The following is a 17814-nucleotide window of genomic DNA, read 5'->3' as shown; positions in this document are numbered from 1 at the left end:
AATGAAATTAGAGGTTGAAGCGAAAAACCTTGTTCAGAAGGATAAAGATCATTTATGGCATGCGATGAATCGCTATGATGAAAAAGCAAATCCTATGATTGCAACTGGGGGCGATGGTTCCTGGTTCACTGACAGTAATGGCGATCGATATTTAGATGGTGTATCTGGTTTATGGTGTTTAAATCTAGGTCATGGTCGTAAAGAAATTGCTCAAGCCGCATATGATCAAATGGTGAATCTATCTTATTTCCCACTTACATTAAGTCATGAGCCAGCTATTGAACTCTCAGCTAAAATTAGTGAACATTTAAAAGGGTCATATAAAACGTTCTTTAGTAATAGTGGCTCTGAAGCAAATGAAACAGCATTTAAAATCGCTCGTCAGTATCATGCACAAAACGGTAATCCTTCCAAATATAAATTCATTTCTAGATATCGTGCGTATCATGGGAATACGTTCGCTGCGTTGAGTGCAACTGCACAGGCAAATAGAAGGGTGAAATATGATCCTGCAGTTCCAGGCTTCCTTCATGTTCCACCACCATATAGTTATCGAAGTATGTTTGGAGAGAATACGGAGAATACAGATTTACTAGCAGCAGAATACATTGACCAAGTGATTAATTTTGAAGGAGCAGAAACGGTAGCCGGTGTTATTCTTGAGCCATTTATCTCAGGTGGTGGTGTACTCATTCCTTCAAAAGAATATTTGACTAGAGTAGCAGAAATTTGTAAAAAGCATGATGTGCTATTAATTGTTGATGAAGTGGTGTCAGGTTTTGGTAGAACAGGGAAAATGTTCGGGTTCATGCACTCAGATGGTGTACAGCCTGATATTGTGACAATGGCCAAAGGATTAACTAGTGGTTATCTTCCATTAGGAGCAACTGCTGTGAAATCGGAAATCTATGAGAAATTCAAAGAAAATGGTAAATTAACTCATTTCAGACATGTATCCACTTATGGCGGTCATCCTGCATCCTGTGCTGTTGCATTGAAAAATATTGAAATACTAGAAAATGAAAAGATTGTTGAACGAGTGTCTGAATTAAGTAAATCTAGCTTAAGTGAATTATATGAATTAGATTCCCTTAGTAAAGTAGGAGAAGTACGGGGTGTCGGATTCTTATTTGGAATTGAACTAGTGGAAGATCAAAATACAAAAGAGCCAGTATCAGAGGAATTTATGGGAAAAGTCATAGGTATGTGTAAAGAGAAAGGATTAATCATCGGTCGGAATGGGGATACAGTACCTGGACTTGGAAATGTACTAATCATTGCTCCACCTTTAACTTCAACACCTCAAGATTTACGCTTTGTCATTGATACCGTCAAATGCGTATTAAATGAGTTATGTTAATTAAGGTAGTATGATGGAACCCCTATAGTAATGATAGTCATTATAGAGAATGGGTATGTATGCCTGAATCATTCAGCAAGCATGCCCATTTTTTATTCATGATCGGTATAAGTAGTGAGAACTGTGGAGGGAGATTTATGAAAGCTCAAGAAAGATTACTAGTCGTACTTGCTCATCCAGATGATGAATCTTTTATTTGCGGTGGAACACTTGCGAAAATCATTAAAAGAGGCGGGCATGTTACTCTCCTTTGTGCAACAAAGGGTGAAATGGGCAGACGTTTAGGAAACTCTCTATTGGCAACGAGAGAATCCTTACCGCAATTGAGAGAACAAGAGTTGAGAAATGCTTGTGATGACTTAGGCATATCGGATCTTCGTTTTATGAATATAAGAGATAAAACAGTAGAGTTTAAAGAGGTTGATTTTATAGTTGATTATATTTTGGATGTGATTCAAGAAATACAGCCTCAAGTTATGCTTACGTTTGATGAACAATATGGGGGCCATCCTGATCATTGTGCGATTGGCCGTGCGGCGACATTGGCTTTTAAGAAAGCTAAAACAAGGTATAATATTCCACTTCAAAAATTGTATTTTGTTTTATGGCATGCGATTCATAAAAAAATAACAAATAAGTACGACTTGAAAAGAATAATGGAGGTTGATATTACTGAAACGTTACCAGAAAAAATAAAAGCATTAAAATCTCATCATTCTCAAACAGTAGTATTCCAAGAATTGTGGGATGAAATAAAACCTAATTTGCCTTTTTTAGGGGACTACGAATACTTCTTGCAAGCGAAGATTGAAGAAGAGAGAGACTTCTTTCAAAATATAGATTTGAATAATGCTTTTTAAGATTCACTAATATGAATAGAAAAAGGGGGGAGCTTTAAAATGGAGCTGAAAAAATATAAAATCAATGAAGAGTTAGATGATGTCGAAAGCACGGACCAAACTCTATTAGTTGAAAAGAAACAATCAAAGGCTCTTTTAATTTTGAAAGGTGTTGCTTTTACATTTTTCATTGCTCTTTTAGGATTAGGCTTATCTAAACTTACAGGATTTAATAGAATTGGGTCACTTGCTTGCTCAATTCTAATTGCAATCGTATATCGTCAAATGATTGGCTATCCAGAGAAATTTCGTATAGGGATCGAGTTTTCTGCCAAAAAACTACTTCGTTTTGCTATTGTTTTATACGGTTTGAAATTAAATATTGATATTATCCTTAATCAGGGACTTCCGTTATTAGTTCGAGATATAGGGACTGTAGCTTTTGCAATTATAGTGATGATGTTACTAGCAAAATGGTTAAAAGCTGATACATCTATTTCTATTCTTATTGGAGTGGGAACAGGTGTATGTGGTGCAGCGGCGATTGCAGCGATTTCTCCTATAGTAAAAGCAAAAGAAGAAGATACTGCGATAGGAGTAGGAATCATTGCTTTAATGGGTACTCTGTTTTCCATTATATATACATTAATTCGTCCTCTTATTCCTCTGTCGGCAGAAGAATATGGTATTTGGTCTGGTATTAGTCTTCATGAAATAGCGCATGTTGCATTGGCTGGTGCTCCAGCAGGTGAGGATGCCTTAGCGATAGCCTTATTAGCCAAGCTTGGACGCGTCTTTTTACTAATTCCTTTATGTTTGATTTTTATGTATTGGATGAAAAGACGCTCAAAAAGTAAGTCAGGTGTGGAAGCCAAAATCGATTTTCCTTGGTTCCTTGTTGGATTTATCATCATGAGCCTTGTGGGTAGTTATATGTTTGGTACGTATATTCCTGTTTCACCAAGGGTTATGGAAGCGATTTCTAATATGAGTACATTTATTCTAACAATGGCTATGGTTGGACTAGGTTTAAATGTTAGCTTTCAAACACTTCGTACAAAAGCTATGCGTCCTTTGATTGCTATGACAATCACGTCTGTATTACTGTCACTACTTACTTATTTTATCGTGTGATTGGAAGTGCAAGAACGATTGTAAGATAGTACTCGATAACTGATTTATTTGAATATTTAAATCAATTAAGATATAATATGATGATTGATACGAACATCCTAACGTCTTATATTTTGGGGGAACTTTTATGAAGTTAGATAATACTAATCCAATCCCTTTACATGTTCAATTGAAAAATATATTAGAGGATCAGATTCTACAAGGTTTTTATAAGGAAAAAATCCCAAGTGAAAGAGAGCTTATTGACATGTATTCTGTTAGTAGGAGTACGGTAAGAGAAGCTGTCTCTATTTTAGTGCGTGAAGGCATTTTAGAAAAAAGACATGGTAAGGGGACCTTTGTATCGCTTAAGCCAGTACAAGAATGGCTTAAAATGATTAGCTTTACTGAGACTACTAAAAATATGGGCATTCAACTGTTAGATCACGGTCGTGTAGCTACGCCCGAGAATATTGCAGATGTTAATGGATTTGAGGATGAAGTCTATCATATTAAAAGATTAAGAATTAAGGAAAATGTACCAATAGCGATTGAATTACATTACTATCCTTTAGAGCTTGGAGAACAACTGTCAAAATATGATTTAAGTACAACGGTTTTATATGATGTACTTGAAGATGATCTTCATATAAACTTTTTTGAAGCAGAGCAAATTATTACATGCAGTATTCCGACAGAAGAAGAAGCCCAACATTTAGGAATATCAGACTCAACTTGTTTATTAATTACAGAACGTATGATTTTTGATGGCGATGGAAATTTAGTGGAATATTACAAAGGGTTATTTAGATCTGATATGTATTCTTTTGCCATGAAGATGTCACGTAAGAACTACTAGCGTTATTTCGCGTGACTACGTCATTTATTCAAACGATTTTCTGTAATTTATCCTATTTGGGAAAAAATGAATGTATGGTACATTTAATGTATACATTGTGTTGAACTAAATGCATAAAGGGGTATGTATATGTGTTTATGTAATAATATTATTCAATCGGCAATGGCTATAGAGCGTCAAAAAGAGTTAGAAAAGCAAAAACGTCTATCGGATACAAATACTAAGCCTTCGGTAAGCGAATGGCTTTCTACCCTTAAAGCTAGGATGATAATTCCTAAAGATTAAAAAAAGCACTTCTATTATCTACAATAGAAGTGCTTTTTTTCGGTATATCCATTTAAACAATCGACATTAAGAAAGCTAAAAGAAAAAGATAGAAAAAATTTTAAATAAAATCAAAAAAATATGAATTATAAGTAAATTTATTTCATTGGAAAAGGTAAGTAGTAGAATGGAAATATGACGTATTTTTCTGTTCCTGTGGGAGCTAAAATTCCCCCTTCCAAATGAAGAAGAGATATTATCCTTTCAGCAGGAGATTAAGAAATAGATAATTCTTTGGAACAAATGAAAATCTTCAGCAATCAAAGCTTCACTGTATTGAAATGACTAATAAATGAAAAGGGAGCGATTTACATGAATAATGAAACAGCTTGTGGAACTAATAAACTAGGCGTTGTTCTCATGGTCATTGGTGTCATAACCATCATCCCTGTAGTTGTTGCTATTATAATGAAATATAAAAAATAATAAGGTAAGTAAAAAAGGGCATTGGCCCTTTTTTTATATTCTAATTATTGTTTTTCTCTCTTTTAATGGCGATTTGATATTTTTCTAAATATATACCGATTAGCATTCCAGCTAATAAAAATGGATAAAATGAGTGAATGGTATAAGTTTGAGCTTCATTACTCCAATAAACAGCCAGCCATGAAGAGGATTCACTTAAATGAATGGTTGAGCCAATCATTAATAGATGTAAGATGAACCATACAATAGTTAGAGTTCCACTTCCAAACTGAATATAGGAAGCAATGAAGGCAATAATAATAGAAATCAAAAGAATGACAAATACATTTGTAGGTAGCATAATGGATTGAAAAGATGCTACTTCTGTAAGCTTTGTTAATAAAATTCCAAAAAAGAATAAGCTACATGTATATGAGATAAAGATGGAAGCTTTACTATATTTATATTTGGTAATGAGCAAGGATATAGCAGAAATGAGTAAAATGAGTGCTTGTATGTATTCACGTTCATTCCATATTAAAGCAATGGCTACAATTATGGCAAAAAAAACGTTTACCATATCTATTTTTCTAATAATACTAATAAACATTTAGTTCACGTCCTCTCCTAATAACAGTATACCCTTATTTACTAAAGAGAAATCTTACAGTCAAGAAAACTTTGGTATTATTGACGTCCAAAGTTTTCTTGACTGTAAAATACATTGTTTATTTGCTGAATATATGGTAAATTAATGATAATGTTGTCAAGAATGTAGGAGGTGGACTGCGTGACTACATTTCTCACAGTTCTACTAGTTATTGTTTGTATTGCATTAATCGTGATGGTATTACTTCAATCAGGAAAGAGCGCAGGACTTTCAGGAGCTATTTCTGGAGGAGCAGAACAACTATTTGGAAAACAAAAAGCACGTGGAATTGATTTAGTTCTTCATAGAATTACAATCGTGTTATCGGTTTTACTATTTGTTCTTACTATTGCACTTGCGTATTTCGGATTATAAGATATAATCCATGAAAACCAGCCTAAGCTGGTTTTTTTATTTGTTTATCAAACCTTCTCTCATTTCCATATTGCGAGGTAGCTTAAGTGATTTTTGTCTCTTAAGGTGATTTTCAAAGAGATTCGGGGCTATAAGTAAAAAATCACCTGACTGTTGTAGTAGGGTGGATGAATGCAATTATTATTTGTGAAATTAATACAATCTTAACAATCATTTACTACTCTTAGCATATAAGTTATTGAAAGAGGGATGAGATGATGAAAAGGAATGTTTATATTTCAATTACTGTTATTGCATCTACTATTTTTCTTGGCTTTGCCATCTTTTTTCTTTTCGTAAATCAACCAAGTCAGCAAGCAGTCGTATCTAAATCAGACCCATTAGAAGCTAAAGGAGAAGACAAATACAGTAAATATAAGCCACCTAGTATAGAAGATGTTCCTGATGGTGAAGAAGGAGAACTTATTAAACTAGGGTATAAGTATTCTACGGAAACAGCGACGGCTTTAGATGGTTATGTTGGAAATACTTTGTCTTGCGCTAGTTGTCATGCTAACGGTGGTATGGATGGATCATTAGATTTAGTGGGGATTACGAAGACATATCCCATGTATAATCCTAGAGCGGGAAAAGAGGTTACGGTAGAAGATCGTATTAATGGCTGTTTTCGAAGAAGTATGAACGGCAAACCTTTATCGAAGGATGGTCCAGAAATGAAAGAAATGGTGGCCTATTTTGATTATATATCACAAAATGTACCTGATGGAACAAAGGAAAGACCTTGGGCTAAATTAGCAAAAATTGAAGGGGAGCTTCCGGAAAAACCGAATGTAGACAATGGAAGAGAAATTTATCAAGCAGCTTGTGCTAGTTGCCATGGTCAAAACGGTCAAGGTGCTAACAATGGTTTAGCATTATGGGGAGATAATTCTTATAATATTGGTGCTGGAATGACACGTTTAAGAACAGCGGGTGGTTTTATAAAAGCATATGTGCCGAAAGCAACTATGGGAGGATATGAGCAAGGTTCACTTACGGATGAAGAGGCTCTTAATATTGCGGCTTATATTAATTCTCAAAACCGCCCTGATTTTCCGGATAAAATCCATGATTGGCCAAATGGAGATGCACCTGATGACGTAGCATATGAGACATTGGCTCAAAAAAAGAAAATGAATAAATGATTAATATATAAAGGGACTATTTATTTGGATAGTCTCTTCTGTTTGTCTAAAGTCTTTTTTACATAGATGTGTATCCTCTCGTTTTTGTGAAAATCTTAGTAAGAAGATAAAGAAAATAGAAATATGTTACGATAGAAGCTATGTAAGTGGCTAAAGTAACAACGGAAAATATGGTGATAAATTACAAAAACGTTATGACTTACAAATGATTTTTTGATAAACGGTCAAAAAATTTACTTTTGGGAGGAGCTTAAATAATGAGAGTTGCATTGTCATGGAGTGGTGGTAAAGATGCCTGTTTTTCTGTACATAAACTAAAGGAGCAAGGATTTGAAGTCGTATGTTTATTAACAACCATCCCAAAAGAGCTAAATGTAACTTTCGGACATGGCGAAAAGAAGGAAGCAATTGAAGCCCAAGGCAAAGCGCTTGATATTCCTATTGAATGGATTGATTGTACTTTTTCAACCTATACCGAAGATTTTGTTTCTAAGGTTAAAAAGGTAAAAGAGCAATATGATATAAAAGCAATAGCATTTGGGGATTTATATTTAGAGGAACATCGTGAATGGGGAGAGCAGGTAGCATTAAAGGCCGAATTACAAGCTTTATATCCTTTATGGATGAAAGAAAGTACGGCCCCAATTGCTTTACAGCAATTCGTACAATCTGGTTATCGGGCTAAAGTTATTAGAATCATGCAACAACATTTTTCACAAGATTGGGCAGGACGAGAAGTGGATCAAGAGTTTTATAATGATATTATAAAACTTCCTATCTGTCCAATGGGAGAGAAAGGAGAATATCATACATTTGTATATGATGGACCTTTGTTTAAGCAAAAAGTAACCTTTAGCAAAGGAACTCTCGAACAGTTAGAATCAACATGGCGATTGCATTTAAATAATATTGCTCTTGAGCAAAGATAAGCTCGCAAATTCTTTAACTAGAGAGACTATTTTACCTTGAAATAGTCTCTTTTTTAGTCCCTCGAGGTCATACGAGATAGTGTTTCGTTAGAAAAAGTTGTGATGTGGACAGTAAATAAGGAGACACGGACAGTAAAATTCGTGATACGGAATGTAATAAAGGCTCCATATTGTTAATAGTTAGACATATTAACAATAAATGTCTTTCTTTTACATATGTCATAATGGAAGTATAAAAAACTTCCAAATTATGGGGTGAGTAAAGGTGAAGGAAGCTTTGCGAGGAAAAAACATTCTGATTGTGGAAGATGAAAATAATATTCGTAAAATCATTAGATTGTATTTGGAAAGAAATGGTTTTGAAGTCTTAGAAGCGGAAGATGGAGAGAGTGCTCGTTCTCAATTTCTAAAGTATGATCCTTGTTTTGTTATATTAGATGTTATGCTACCCAAAGAAAATGGAATGAGTTTGTGTAATTGGATTCGCAACGAGTTAAAAAGTAATGCTCCTATTATTATAGTTAGTGCTAGAGGTGATGAGGCGGATCGTATTAAAGGACTTGAAAAAGGAGCTGATGATTATTTGTCGAAGCCCTTTAGTCCAATGGAGTTGGTCACAAGAGTTGAAACAGTTTTGCGGCGTACAGCAAATCGATGCAGTAAAATTAGCTATCTGGGCTTAACGATTAAACCTATTAAAGGAATAGTAAGATATGAAGATAAAGTTATTGATTTAACGCTCTTTGAATACAAATTACTTCACTTTTTAATGCAAAATCCGAATCAACTATTAACGAGAGAACAGTTAATGGATGTTCTGTATGAGCATGGTGAAAAAGTGATTAATGATCGGACAATTGATGTGCACATTACTCATTTACGCTCTAAGCTCAATCAATATAGCAATCATTCATTTATCCTAACAGTCAGAGGAATGGGATATAAATTTAATGTGTAAAATCTGTTTCCGACACAACTCGAAAAAATGAGGTGTGTCGGAACGTTTTTTCATAGCAAAATCCTTGGAAGTTTGTTTAAATAAAGGAAGTTAGTGTTTCAATATTCTTAGGGAATTTAAACTAATACCGTTTTTTCTTAAAAATAACATCATATAGACATTCGTCTAGTTTCAGTGCCTGTACATGTCATAACTGTTAAGGGATGACATATGCAGCTTGATGTCATAGATTAGTTGGTTCGACTTATGTTCTTCAGAGCTGTCCACGGCACTGACGCTTTTCTAATAAAGGGGTTTTGAAATATGAAATTGAAGACACCAGAACCGTTTACTTTTGAAGGTGGTAAACGAGCGGTTTTATTATTACATGGTTTTACTGGAAATTCTTCTGACGTGAGAATGTTAGGCCGTTTTTTAGAACAACAAGGTTATACTTGTCATGCTCCTCATTATAAAGGTCACGGAGTACCACCTGAAGAACTAGTAAGATACGGTCCTAAAGATTGGTGGAAGGATGTTTTAATGGGTTATGACTTTTTAAAAAGGAAAGGGCACGAAGAAATTGCTGTAGCTGGATTGTCTTTAGGTGGCGTATTTTCTTTGAAATTGGGTTACAATGTACCTATTAAGGGAATAATTCCAATGTGTGCACCTATGTCTTTTAAGAGTCAGGAGCAAATGTACGAAGGTGTTTTGGATTATGCTAGACAATATAAACGAAGAGAAGGAAAATCAAAGGAACAGATTGAATTAGAAGTTGGACAAATTGCTCCAATGACAACGTTAGAATCCCTGCAACAGTTAATTGCAGGTGTGAGAGATTCTATTCATAACATTGAAGTTCCTACATTTGTAATTCAAGGACGAAAAGACAATGTTATTAACCCTGATAGTGCAAATATTATATATAATGAAATTAGTTCAACAAAAAAAGAAATAAAATGGTATGAGGAATCTGGACATGTTATTACGCTCGATAAAGAAAAAAGCCAATTACATCAAGATGTATATGACTTTTTAGAGCAATTAAACTGGAAAGAATAGCTTTTTACCCTTAAGAAAAGGGAGGTTGTATAAGAATGGAAGAAAACATTCGATATTATTTTGATCGGTTACTTCAGTTTATGAGAGAAGAGTCTTATAAACCAATGACCGTTCAAGAATTAGAAGAAGTATTAGGTATTAAAGAGTCAGAGGATTTTAAGAGTTTTGTAAAAGCGTTAGTGAAAATGGAAGAACAAGGTCTTGTTGTTCGCACAAGAAGTAATCGCTATGGTATGCCGGAAAAAATGAACTTGGTACGTGGTAAATTAACGGCTCATGCTAAAGGATTTGCTTTTGTGACACCAGAAGAACCTGGAATGGATGATATTTTTATTCCTCCACATGAAACGAAAAATGCGATGCATGGTGATATCGTACTCGTTCGTGTTTCTTCGCAGAGCTCAGGCTCAAGAAGAGAAGGTAGCGTCGAAAAAATCATTGAGCGTGGATTAACACAAGTAGTTGGTACGTATTCAGAGAGCAAATATTTTGGATTTGTCGTACCAGATGATAAAAAGATTGTAAATGATATTTTTATCCCTAAAACAGCAAAAATGGGAGCTGTGGATGGTCATAAGGTGGTTGTTCGATTAACAGCTTATCCAGAAGGAAGAGCTAGTGCTGAGGGTGAAGTTATTCAAATCCTTGGTCATAAAAATGATCCAGGTGTTGATATTCTATCTATCATTCATAGCAATGGTTTACCACTAGAATTCCCAGAGGATGTTTTGAAACAAGCGAAGGAAACGCCTGAAACAATTTCGGAGAGTGACTTAGAAAATCGACGAGATCTACGAGATGAAGTTATCGTAACTATTGACGGTGCAGATGCGAAAGATTTAGATGATGCTGTTACGGTAACGAAACTTGAAAATGGAAACTATAAATTAGGAGTACATATTGCCGATGTTAGTCACTATGTTACAGAAGGAAGCCCGATTGATACGGAGGCCTATGAACGTGGTACAAGTGTATATTTAGTAGACCGTGTTATTCCAATGATTCCTCATCGGTTATCTAATGGCATTTGTTCATTAAATCCTAAAGTAGACCGTTTAACTCTATCATGTAATATGGAAATTGATGACCAAGGTACAGTTGTTAAACATGAAATTTTTCAAAGTGTGATCAAAACAACTGAAAGAATGACCTATTCCGATGTGAATAAAATTTTAGTTGATCAAGATGAAGCACTTAGAAAAAAATATGAGGCACTGGTTCCAATGTTTGAGAGAATGGAGAAGCTCGCAAGCATTCTTCGTGAAAAACGTATGCGTCGAGGTGCGATTGATTTTGACTTTAAAGAATCAAAAGTTCTAGTTGATGAAGAAGGTCATCCGACAGATGTTGTTCTTCGAGAGCGCTCTGTTGCTGAAAAATTAATTGAAGAGTTCATGCTAGTTGCTAACGAAACGGTAGCTGAGCATTTTCATTGGATGGACGTTCCATTCATTTATCGTATTCATGAAGATCCAAAAGAGGAAAAGTTACAACGCTTCTTTGAGTTTATTACGAATTTTGGATACGTAGTAAAAGGGAAAGCTAATTCTATTCATCCACGTGCGCTTCAGGAAATTATTGAAGCGGTGGAAGGGAAACCAGAAGAAATGGTTATTTCAACGGTTATGTTACGCTCTATGCAACAAGCGAAATATGATCCTGAGAGCCTTGGACATTTTGGGTTATCTACAGAGTTTTATACGCATTTTACATCTCCAATTCGTCGTTATCCGGATTTAATTGTCCACCGATTAATTCGAACTTATTTAATTGAAGGGAAATTAGATGGAGCGACTAAAGATAAATGGGCACATCTTCTTCCAGAAATAGCGGATCATACGTCAAAACGTGAACGTCGAGCTGTTGATGCAGAGCGTGAAACAGATGATATGAAAAAGACAGAATTTATGTTGGATAAAGTTGGCGAGGAATATGATGGTATTATCAGTTCCGTTACGAATTTTGGAATGTTCGTTGAGTTAGAAAATACGATTGAAGGTCTGGTACATGTTAGTGCCATGAATGATGATTATTATCGTTTTGATGAGCGACATTTAGCTATGATTGGTGAACGAACTGCTAAGGTATTCCGCATTGGTGATGAAATTACGATAAAAGTTACAAATGTAAATAAGGATGAACGTGCTATTGATTTCGAAGTAGCAGGCATGAAAAATAACCGCAGACGTGAGAATCATGAGAAACGAGTTTTTAATGCTGGTGGTCGAGATCGAAAACGAGGTAAGGGTTCATCATCAAACGGAGAAGGACATTCTCGTAGAAGAAAAAGAAAAGATGAACGTGTGAAGCCAAGTTCAAAATCGGGATCTTCTGCTGGACGAAAAGGGAAAAAAGAGAAAAAGTTCTTTGAAAATGTACCAAAAAATAAGCGTAAGAAGAAATCGAAAAGAAGATAAAGAAAGACTTTGACTGATTGTGGGTATCATTTAGTAATGAGTAGCTGTATCAATTGAAGTACCGCTTATTACCTGTAGAATGGAATAAAGTGCGTGTGAGAGCCTTTTAAACAGGCTCTCTTTCCGCTATTATAGAAGAACAGATGTATTTTCGTTTAAAGGAGTCAGGAGGAGTATTGCATGGCTAAAGGTATGGGAAAACAAGTTGCACAAAACAAAAAAGCCTATCATGATTATTTTATAGAAGAAACATATGAAGCCGGTATTGTCTTACAAGGTACAGAAATCAAATCCATACGAGCAGCTCGATTGAATTTAAAGGATTCTTATGCTCGTATTCAAAATGGAGAAATGTATTTATACAACCTGCACATCAGCCCATATGAGCAAGGTAATAGATATAATCATGACCCATTACGTACACGTAAACTGTTGCTTCATCGTCGTGAAATTAACAAATTAATCGGTGAAACAAAGGAACAAGGATATGCGTTAATTCCTTTAAAAGTTTATTTGAAAAATGGCTTTGCCAAAGTTTTAATTGGACTAGGAAAAGGGAAGAAGCAATACGATAAACGTGAAGATTTAAAACGAAAAGAAGCAAAACGTGATATTGAACGTGCTTTCCGTGATCGTCAAAAAATGTAGTTAGTACAAAGGGGATGCTCTGAAATGTAAGTAATATTGTTAGCAATTAGCACAGTATGCAGTAACTGACAATTGCATTTCGGTCACTATATGTTATAATTCTTATACAGAATGATAACTGAATAAGAAAGCAAATGAGCTTACTATTCATTTTCGTTCGTTCCTTATATCATGGGGACGTTACGGATTCGACAGGGGTAGTTTGAGCTTAAGTTGCGAGTCGAGGGGATCGGCCTCGTTAAAACGTCAAAGCCTATAACTGGCAAACAACAAAACAACTTCGCTTTAGCTGCTTAATAACAGTCTATAGCGGTTCCTCCCTCCATCGCCCATGTGGTAGGGTAAGGGACTCACTTTAAGTGGGCTACGCCGGATCTCGCCGTCTGAGGGAAAAGGAAGAGAGTAATCAGACTAGCAATGTGGAAGCCTGTCGATTGGCTGAAACATTTGCGAATTGCTAATAAATCGACTACACTCGTAGAAGCTTAAGTGGCAATATTTCTGGACGTGGGTTCGACTCCCACCGTCTCCACCAAATACATATTTTGGTGGTTTTTTATTTTTTGTGATTGGAAGCATATTTTTGCCGTTTTGGCAACGATATGCTTCATTTTACTTTCGGCAAAAATATGCTTCAATATTTAGATAAACAGATGTAAATCTATTGTTACCAAAGAAAGCTTAAATAAACAGATATTAATACATAATAATGAATTTACAATAACTAAAGAAATAATAGTAATACTACACGACGACTCAGATTTTTAACAATGTAGATTTAAGGCGTATCAATACTTTGCTTGATCGTCTATTTTTTATTCATTTTATCCCTACATTTTGGAGATTTGTCGAGTCCTTTATCGCTAAATTGATTAAGTTAAGATTAGTGTTGATCCAATTGTTGAACTAACCAGCTAATACAATAGTTGCTGTTAATCCAGCAATAAATGATTAAATCTTCTTCAACTATTAGGTGCATTACTCGAATAATAGCAGCTGTGAGCAGCTTCTTTTTTGTTATTGCACTAATACGATCGGGTGCAAATGTTGAATAACATATTATCATTCTAGTATTACTCCCCTTCTATTTGTCTATACTATAGAAAATAGGCGAGGTGAATAATAGAATGATAGTATCAGAGGCGTGGAAGTTATATAAGGCTGACAAACAGATTCAAGGTTATTCGGCTCAGACATTAAAAGCGTACAAGGTTCAATTAAATTTACTTATTAAGTATATGGGTGATATTTCACTTAAAGATATAACAACAGATTCTTTAAAGCTATATCTTGGAGAAGTTGCTGTGGAATTGAAGCCATCTAGTTTGGGACATAGAATTCGTTTTATAAAATCCTTATTTAGATGGGCGCAAGATGAAAATATTCTGAATGGGAATCCAGCTTCAAAGATTAAAGAACCGAAATTGGATATTAGAATTCCGAAATTCTTATCCGAAGAGGAGATTGAACATTTAAGAGAGGCTTGTTTTACAACTCTTGAAAAGGCACTATTTGAATTTATGTATTCAACTGGTTGTAGAATTGGAGAAGCAGTTAATTTAAATCGGTACTCAATTAATTTTTCAAATCAATCTGTTATTGTTCTAGGAAAAGGAAATAAAGAAAGAGAAGTATACTTTAATACGAGATGTGAAATATGGTTGAAGAGATATTTAACTGAGAGAAAAGATAATCACGAGGCCTTATTTGTAACAACTAGGTCTCCACATCGTAGGAGTATTTCGCAAATGAGGTACATTATTAAACAGTTATCTAAACGATCTGATATCAATAAAAGTATTCATCCGCATCAATTAAGACATAGTTATGCAACCACTTTATTAAATAATGGAGCACCGTTAGAAGTTATTCAAAATCTAATGGGACACGAAAAAAGTGAAACGACTAAAATTTATGCCTATTTAAGTGGTACGTTACGTAGAGAATTATATAAAAAATATTTCTAAAGCAAAGTAGGGTGCCGATAAAAGGCAGCCTTCTTTTTATTGAACAAACGGGGCAGCATTCCTGTAATGAATGAAAATGAGATTTGAACACAAAAAAACCCCCTTGGTATGATGAAGGTGTCCTAGAGCTCGCCAGCGAAAAGGACAATTACATCAAGACCAGGAGGCCTATCATGAATTATAACCAAAATAAGAAAATCGCTCAAATCACTTCTGACACATTGATTGTAGGTATTGATATCGCAAAATTCAAACATGTAGCTAGAGCTCAAGACTTTAGAGGTTTAGAGTTTGGTTCGCCTTGTTACTTTGAAAATACGAAAGAGGGATTACAACATTTTATTGATTGGATCACCAAGCTTATGCGAATTCAAGAGATGAATCATGTGATTGTTGGTATGGAGTCAACAGGTCATTATTGGCTTAATTTAGCTCATATTTTGAAAGAATATGAGATTAAGTTTGTGGCAGTTAATCCATTACACGTAAAGAAATGTAAGGAGTTAGACGATAACTCACCGACTAAAAATGATGTGAAAGATGCGAAAGTCATTGCACAATTGGTCAAGGATGGGAGGTTCGCCGAACCTGTTATTCCACAAGGGGTCTATGCGGAACTCCGAGTGGCTAAAAAAGTGCGTGATCTCTTAACTGTTGATCAACAAATTGTGCAAGGTCAAATGCATAACTGGATCGATCGTTATTTTCCTGAGTTCCTTACGGTTTTTAAAAACTGGGAAGGTAAGGCAGCTCTACAATTATTAAAACTAAATGTACTGCCACATGAACTCGTAGAGTTCTCTGATCAAGAACTATTAACGCATCTAAGAAAGGCAGTTACATGTAGTGTCGGTCTTAAAAAGATTCAGGCGATAAAACAGGCAGCCAGTATGTCTATTGGTATTCGACAAGGTGCTGATATGGCGAAATTAGAATTACAAACATTGATTGATAAATATGAATTAATTAAGTCTAAATTCGAAGAATTAGATACTAAAATAGATCAATTAATTGACCAAATACCTGGCGTTCAACAAATGCTTGCCATCAAAGGTATCGGAAGAGATACTGTCGCAGGCTTTTTTGCCGAAGTTGGAGATCTAAATGCGTACGCTCACCCTCGGCAAATCATAAAGTTAGCTGGGTTAAGTCTCAAAGAAAATACGTCTGGTAAGCACAAGGGACAAACAAGAATTACAAAGCGAGGAAGAAAGAAACTACGTGCATTATTGTTTAGGGTTTGTATGATACTCGTAGCGAAGAATTCAGCGTTCAAAACCCTTCATGCCTATTATACACAACGGTCTAATAATCCTTTGAAAAAGATGCAGTCTATTATTGCTTTGTGTAATAAACTTATTCGTATCTTATTTGCCATCGGCAAAAAACAGTTTGAATTTCAAGAAGATAGAATGTTAAAAGATATTCCTCATATGGAAGGTTATCAGAAGGTAAAAGCAGTCGCTTAACTCTTGCTTGGATAGGATTGAAGAGTCGAAATGTATCAATGGTTATTGGACAACTGAAGCACGTATTAGTCAGTCAAGCAACTAAACTTCGGGCATGGACCCTGTGGGGCAGCATAACTGACATCCACCTCATGGAAAGTTGGACGAAGGAATTTGAGAGCGAAGACTCTGTGAGACATGGGAGGGTTGACCTCCATGAGACATGTGGACATCCATTAAGTGCGATCATAATATAATTATTATCCAATTTTTGTATAAGGTTGGCTAGTGGGCTATGAGTCTTTTTTTAAAAAATATCCAAAATTCCCCTTATGAGATAGTTTTAGCTATAAAAGAGATAGCTAATGATATCAAATGACTATGAAATTCTAAGAAAACAGGAGAAATCGAGAGATTTCGTTTCAAATATTGAGGGAGTTTAGTTGAGTAATGTATTTGAAAAAATTACAATGGAATGTTAACATTTCGGGGGGATATAACCGTAAAAAAGTCGAAGTTTTGTAAGCAAAGAATTCGACTTTTTTATTTACCTTATAGATTTTTAGAAATCAGGTACACACGAAGTTATTGTAAAGTCAGGGCAAGTAATCATTGTTGTATAGAATATAACTTGCCCTGTCTTGTATTACTAAGTATTAGATTATTTTTATCAAAAATATTATTGATTAGTTCAAGGGTTATTGTCTTATTTTCTATCGTTTTTTCTTAAACCAAGTAAACCAGCTAAACCAATTAAACCAATCCAACCCCAATCCATGCCGTCATCGTCATTAGTATCAGTGTTATCATCATTTTGAGCAACATGGATGACTTTGTTGTCAGTAATGTGGTTATTAGCATAACCAACTGACGTACCATACAGCATTGCAGATAACAATAGGGCAAAAGATGAATAAAGAATTTTTTTAAACACAGTTTTTTCCTCCAATCATAAGTAATAAGGTTATTATTTGTGATTTAGAGAAAATTATTCAAGTCAAAAGGGGAATTTATCTTCCCCACAATCTTTCCGTATCAATCACTACTATTTCTAGACCATCTATTCGTTTATGGATAATAGGGTTTTTAAAAGGGTCATAAATCTTAGCTTCAGTTGACTTACGAGCACGAACATTGACCCCTAAAATACTTTGAATACTGTTGTGTGAAGACATTTGTGTTCCATCTCCTTAAATTAATTTTATTATGTGTTGCTGTTAAAAAAAATTCAAAGTAGAGCTTTTGGAAACTAAAGAGTAATTATGTATTCATAATTTCTTATGCAACTATCGGGG

Annotated in this window: 18 protein-coding genes and 1 other RNA gene; 15 read left to right on the top strand and 4 right to left on the bottom strand. The window is 35.0% G+C overall.

Translation table 11 applies throughout. The features are described from left to right. The first annotated feature begins 1 nt into the window (after position 1). From BN349_RS14160 to BN349_RS25915, 5 genes are all read left to right on the top strand, one after another. A complete protein-coding gene (locus BN349_RS14160; protein WP_019242984.1) occupies positions 2-1360 on the top strand; it encodes an aminotransferase in 1359 nt (452 codons plus the stop codon). A gap of 137 nt (positions 1361-1497) precedes the next feature. After that, entirely contained in the window at positions 1498-2220 is a 723-nt protein-coding gene (locus BN349_RS23970; RefSeq protein ID WP_019242983.1) for a PIG-L family deacetylase, read from the top strand. Between the two features lie 39 nt (positions 2221-2259). Next, a complete protein-coding gene (locus tag BN349_RS14150) occupies positions 2260-3333 on the top strand; it encodes a YeiH family protein (protein WP_019242982.1) in 1074 nt (357 codons plus the stop codon). A 127-nt stretch (positions 3334-3460) separates the two neighbouring features. Next, a complete protein-coding gene (locus tag BN349_RS14145) occupies positions 3461-4171 on the top strand; it encodes a GntR family transcriptional regulator (RefSeq protein WP_019242981.1) in 711 nt (236 codons plus the stop codon). A gap of 129 nt (positions 4172-4300) precedes the next feature. Then, on the top strand, positions 4301-4456 hold the full coding sequence (locus tag BN349_RS25915; RefSeq protein ID WP_019242980.1) for a hypothetical protein: 156 nt from the start codon (positions 4301-4303) through the stop codon (positions 4454-4456). 505 nt (positions 4457-4961) lie between these two features. Here the strand turns inward: BN349_RS25915 and BN349_RS14130 are convergent. Beyond that, positions 4962-5510, bottom strand: a complete 549-nt coding sequence (locus tag BN349_RS14130) for a hypothetical protein (RefSeq protein WP_019242978.1) — start codon at positions 5508-5510, stop codon at positions 4962-4964. A 180-nt stretch (positions 5511-5690) separates the two neighbouring features. Between BN349_RS14130 and secG the strand changes: the two genes are divergently transcribed. The 8 genes from secG to ssrA all read left to right on the top strand — a co-directional run bounded on the left by secG (position 5691) and on the right by ssrA (position 13639). After that, complete coding sequence (gene secG / locus BN349_RS14125) at positions 5691-5924, top strand: preprotein translocase subunit SecG (RefSeq protein WP_019242977.1); 234 nt, start codon at positions 5691-5693, stop codon at positions 5922-5924. Between the two features lie 254 nt (positions 5925-6178). Continuing rightward, on the top strand, positions 6179-7108 hold the full coding sequence (locus BN349_RS14120; protein ID WP_019242976.1) for a c-type cytochrome: 930 nt from the start codon (positions 6179-6181) through the stop codon (positions 7106-7108). 257 nt (positions 7109-7365) lie between these two features. Further along, a complete protein-coding gene (locus BN349_RS14115) occupies positions 7366-8037 on the top strand; it encodes a hypothetical protein (RefSeq protein WP_019242975.1) in 672 nt (223 codons plus the stop codon). A gap of 265 nt (positions 8038-8302) precedes the next feature. Next, positions 8303-8995: a response regulator transcription factor gene (locus tag BN349_RS14110; RefSeq protein WP_019242974.1), complete on the top strand. Its 693-nt coding sequence runs from the start codon at positions 8303-8305 to the stop codon at positions 8993-8995. A 303-nt stretch (positions 8996-9298) separates the two neighbouring features. Next, positions 9299-10039, top strand: a complete 741-nt coding sequence (locus BN349_RS14105; protein ID WP_019242973.1) for an alpha/beta hydrolase — start codon at positions 9299-9301, stop codon at positions 10037-10039. Between the two features lie 35 nt (positions 10040-10074). Further along, on the top strand, positions 10075-12456 hold the full coding sequence (gene rnr, locus BN349_RS14100; RefSeq protein WP_019242972.1) for a ribonuclease R: 2382 nt from the start codon (positions 10075-10077) through the stop codon (positions 12454-12456). A 180-nt stretch (positions 12457-12636) separates the two neighbouring features. Beyond that, a complete protein-coding gene (gene smpB / locus BN349_RS14095; RefSeq protein ID WP_019242971.1) occupies positions 12637-13104 on the top strand; it encodes an SsrA-binding protein SmpB in 468 nt (155 codons plus the stop codon). 173 nt (positions 13105-13277) lie between these two features. Beyond that, positions 13278-13639: a transfer-messenger RNA gene (gene ssrA / locus BN349_RS25430) on the top strand. Between the two features lie 348 nt (positions 13640-13987). Here ssrA and BN349_RS14090 read toward each other — a convergent pair. Continuing rightward, positions 13988-14170 carry a hypothetical protein gene (locus BN349_RS14090; protein ID WP_019242970.1) on the bottom strand — a complete coding sequence of 61 codons (183 nt, stop codon included), beginning with the start codon at positions 14168-14170 and terminating at the stop codon, positions 13988-13990. A gap of 61 nt (positions 14171-14231) precedes the next feature. Here BN349_RS14090 and BN349_RS14085 point away from each other — a divergent pair, with 61 nt between their 5' ends. Continuing rightward, positions 14232-15071 carry a tyrosine-type recombinase/integrase gene (locus tag BN349_RS14085; RefSeq protein WP_019242969.1) on the top strand — a complete coding sequence of 280 codons (840 nt, stop codon included), beginning with the start codon at positions 14232-14234 and terminating at the stop codon, positions 15069-15071. Between the two features lie 173 nt (positions 15072-15244). Beyond that, entirely contained in the window at positions 15245-16540 is a 1296-nt protein-coding gene (locus tag BN349_RS14080; protein ID WP_019242968.1) for an IS110 family transposase, read from the top strand. A gap of 685 nt (positions 16541-17225) precedes the next feature. Here the strand turns inward: BN349_RS14080 and BN349_RS14070 are convergent. Together BN349_RS14070 and BN349_RS26125 are read right to left on the bottom strand one after the other, a co-directional pair. Next, positions 17226-17453, bottom strand: a complete 228-nt coding sequence (locus tag BN349_RS14070) for a WGxxGxxG family protein (RefSeq protein WP_019242966.1) — start codon at positions 17451-17453, stop codon at positions 17226-17228. Positions 17454-17529: 76 nt separating this feature from the next. Continuing rightward, entirely contained in the window at positions 17530-17694 is a 165-nt protein-coding gene (locus BN349_RS26125) for a hypothetical protein (RefSeq protein ID WP_019242965.1), read from the bottom strand. Positions 17695-17814: the final 120 nt, after the last annotated feature.

The organism is Bacillus sp. AP8, assembly GCF_000321185.1.
Taxonomy (GTDB): domain Bacteria; phylum Bacillota; class Bacilli; order Bacillales; family DSM-1321; genus Bacillus_AD; species Bacillus_AD massilioanorexius.
Note: the sequence above shows the minus strand (reverse complement) of the source record. Positions and strands in the feature narration are given on the sequence as shown.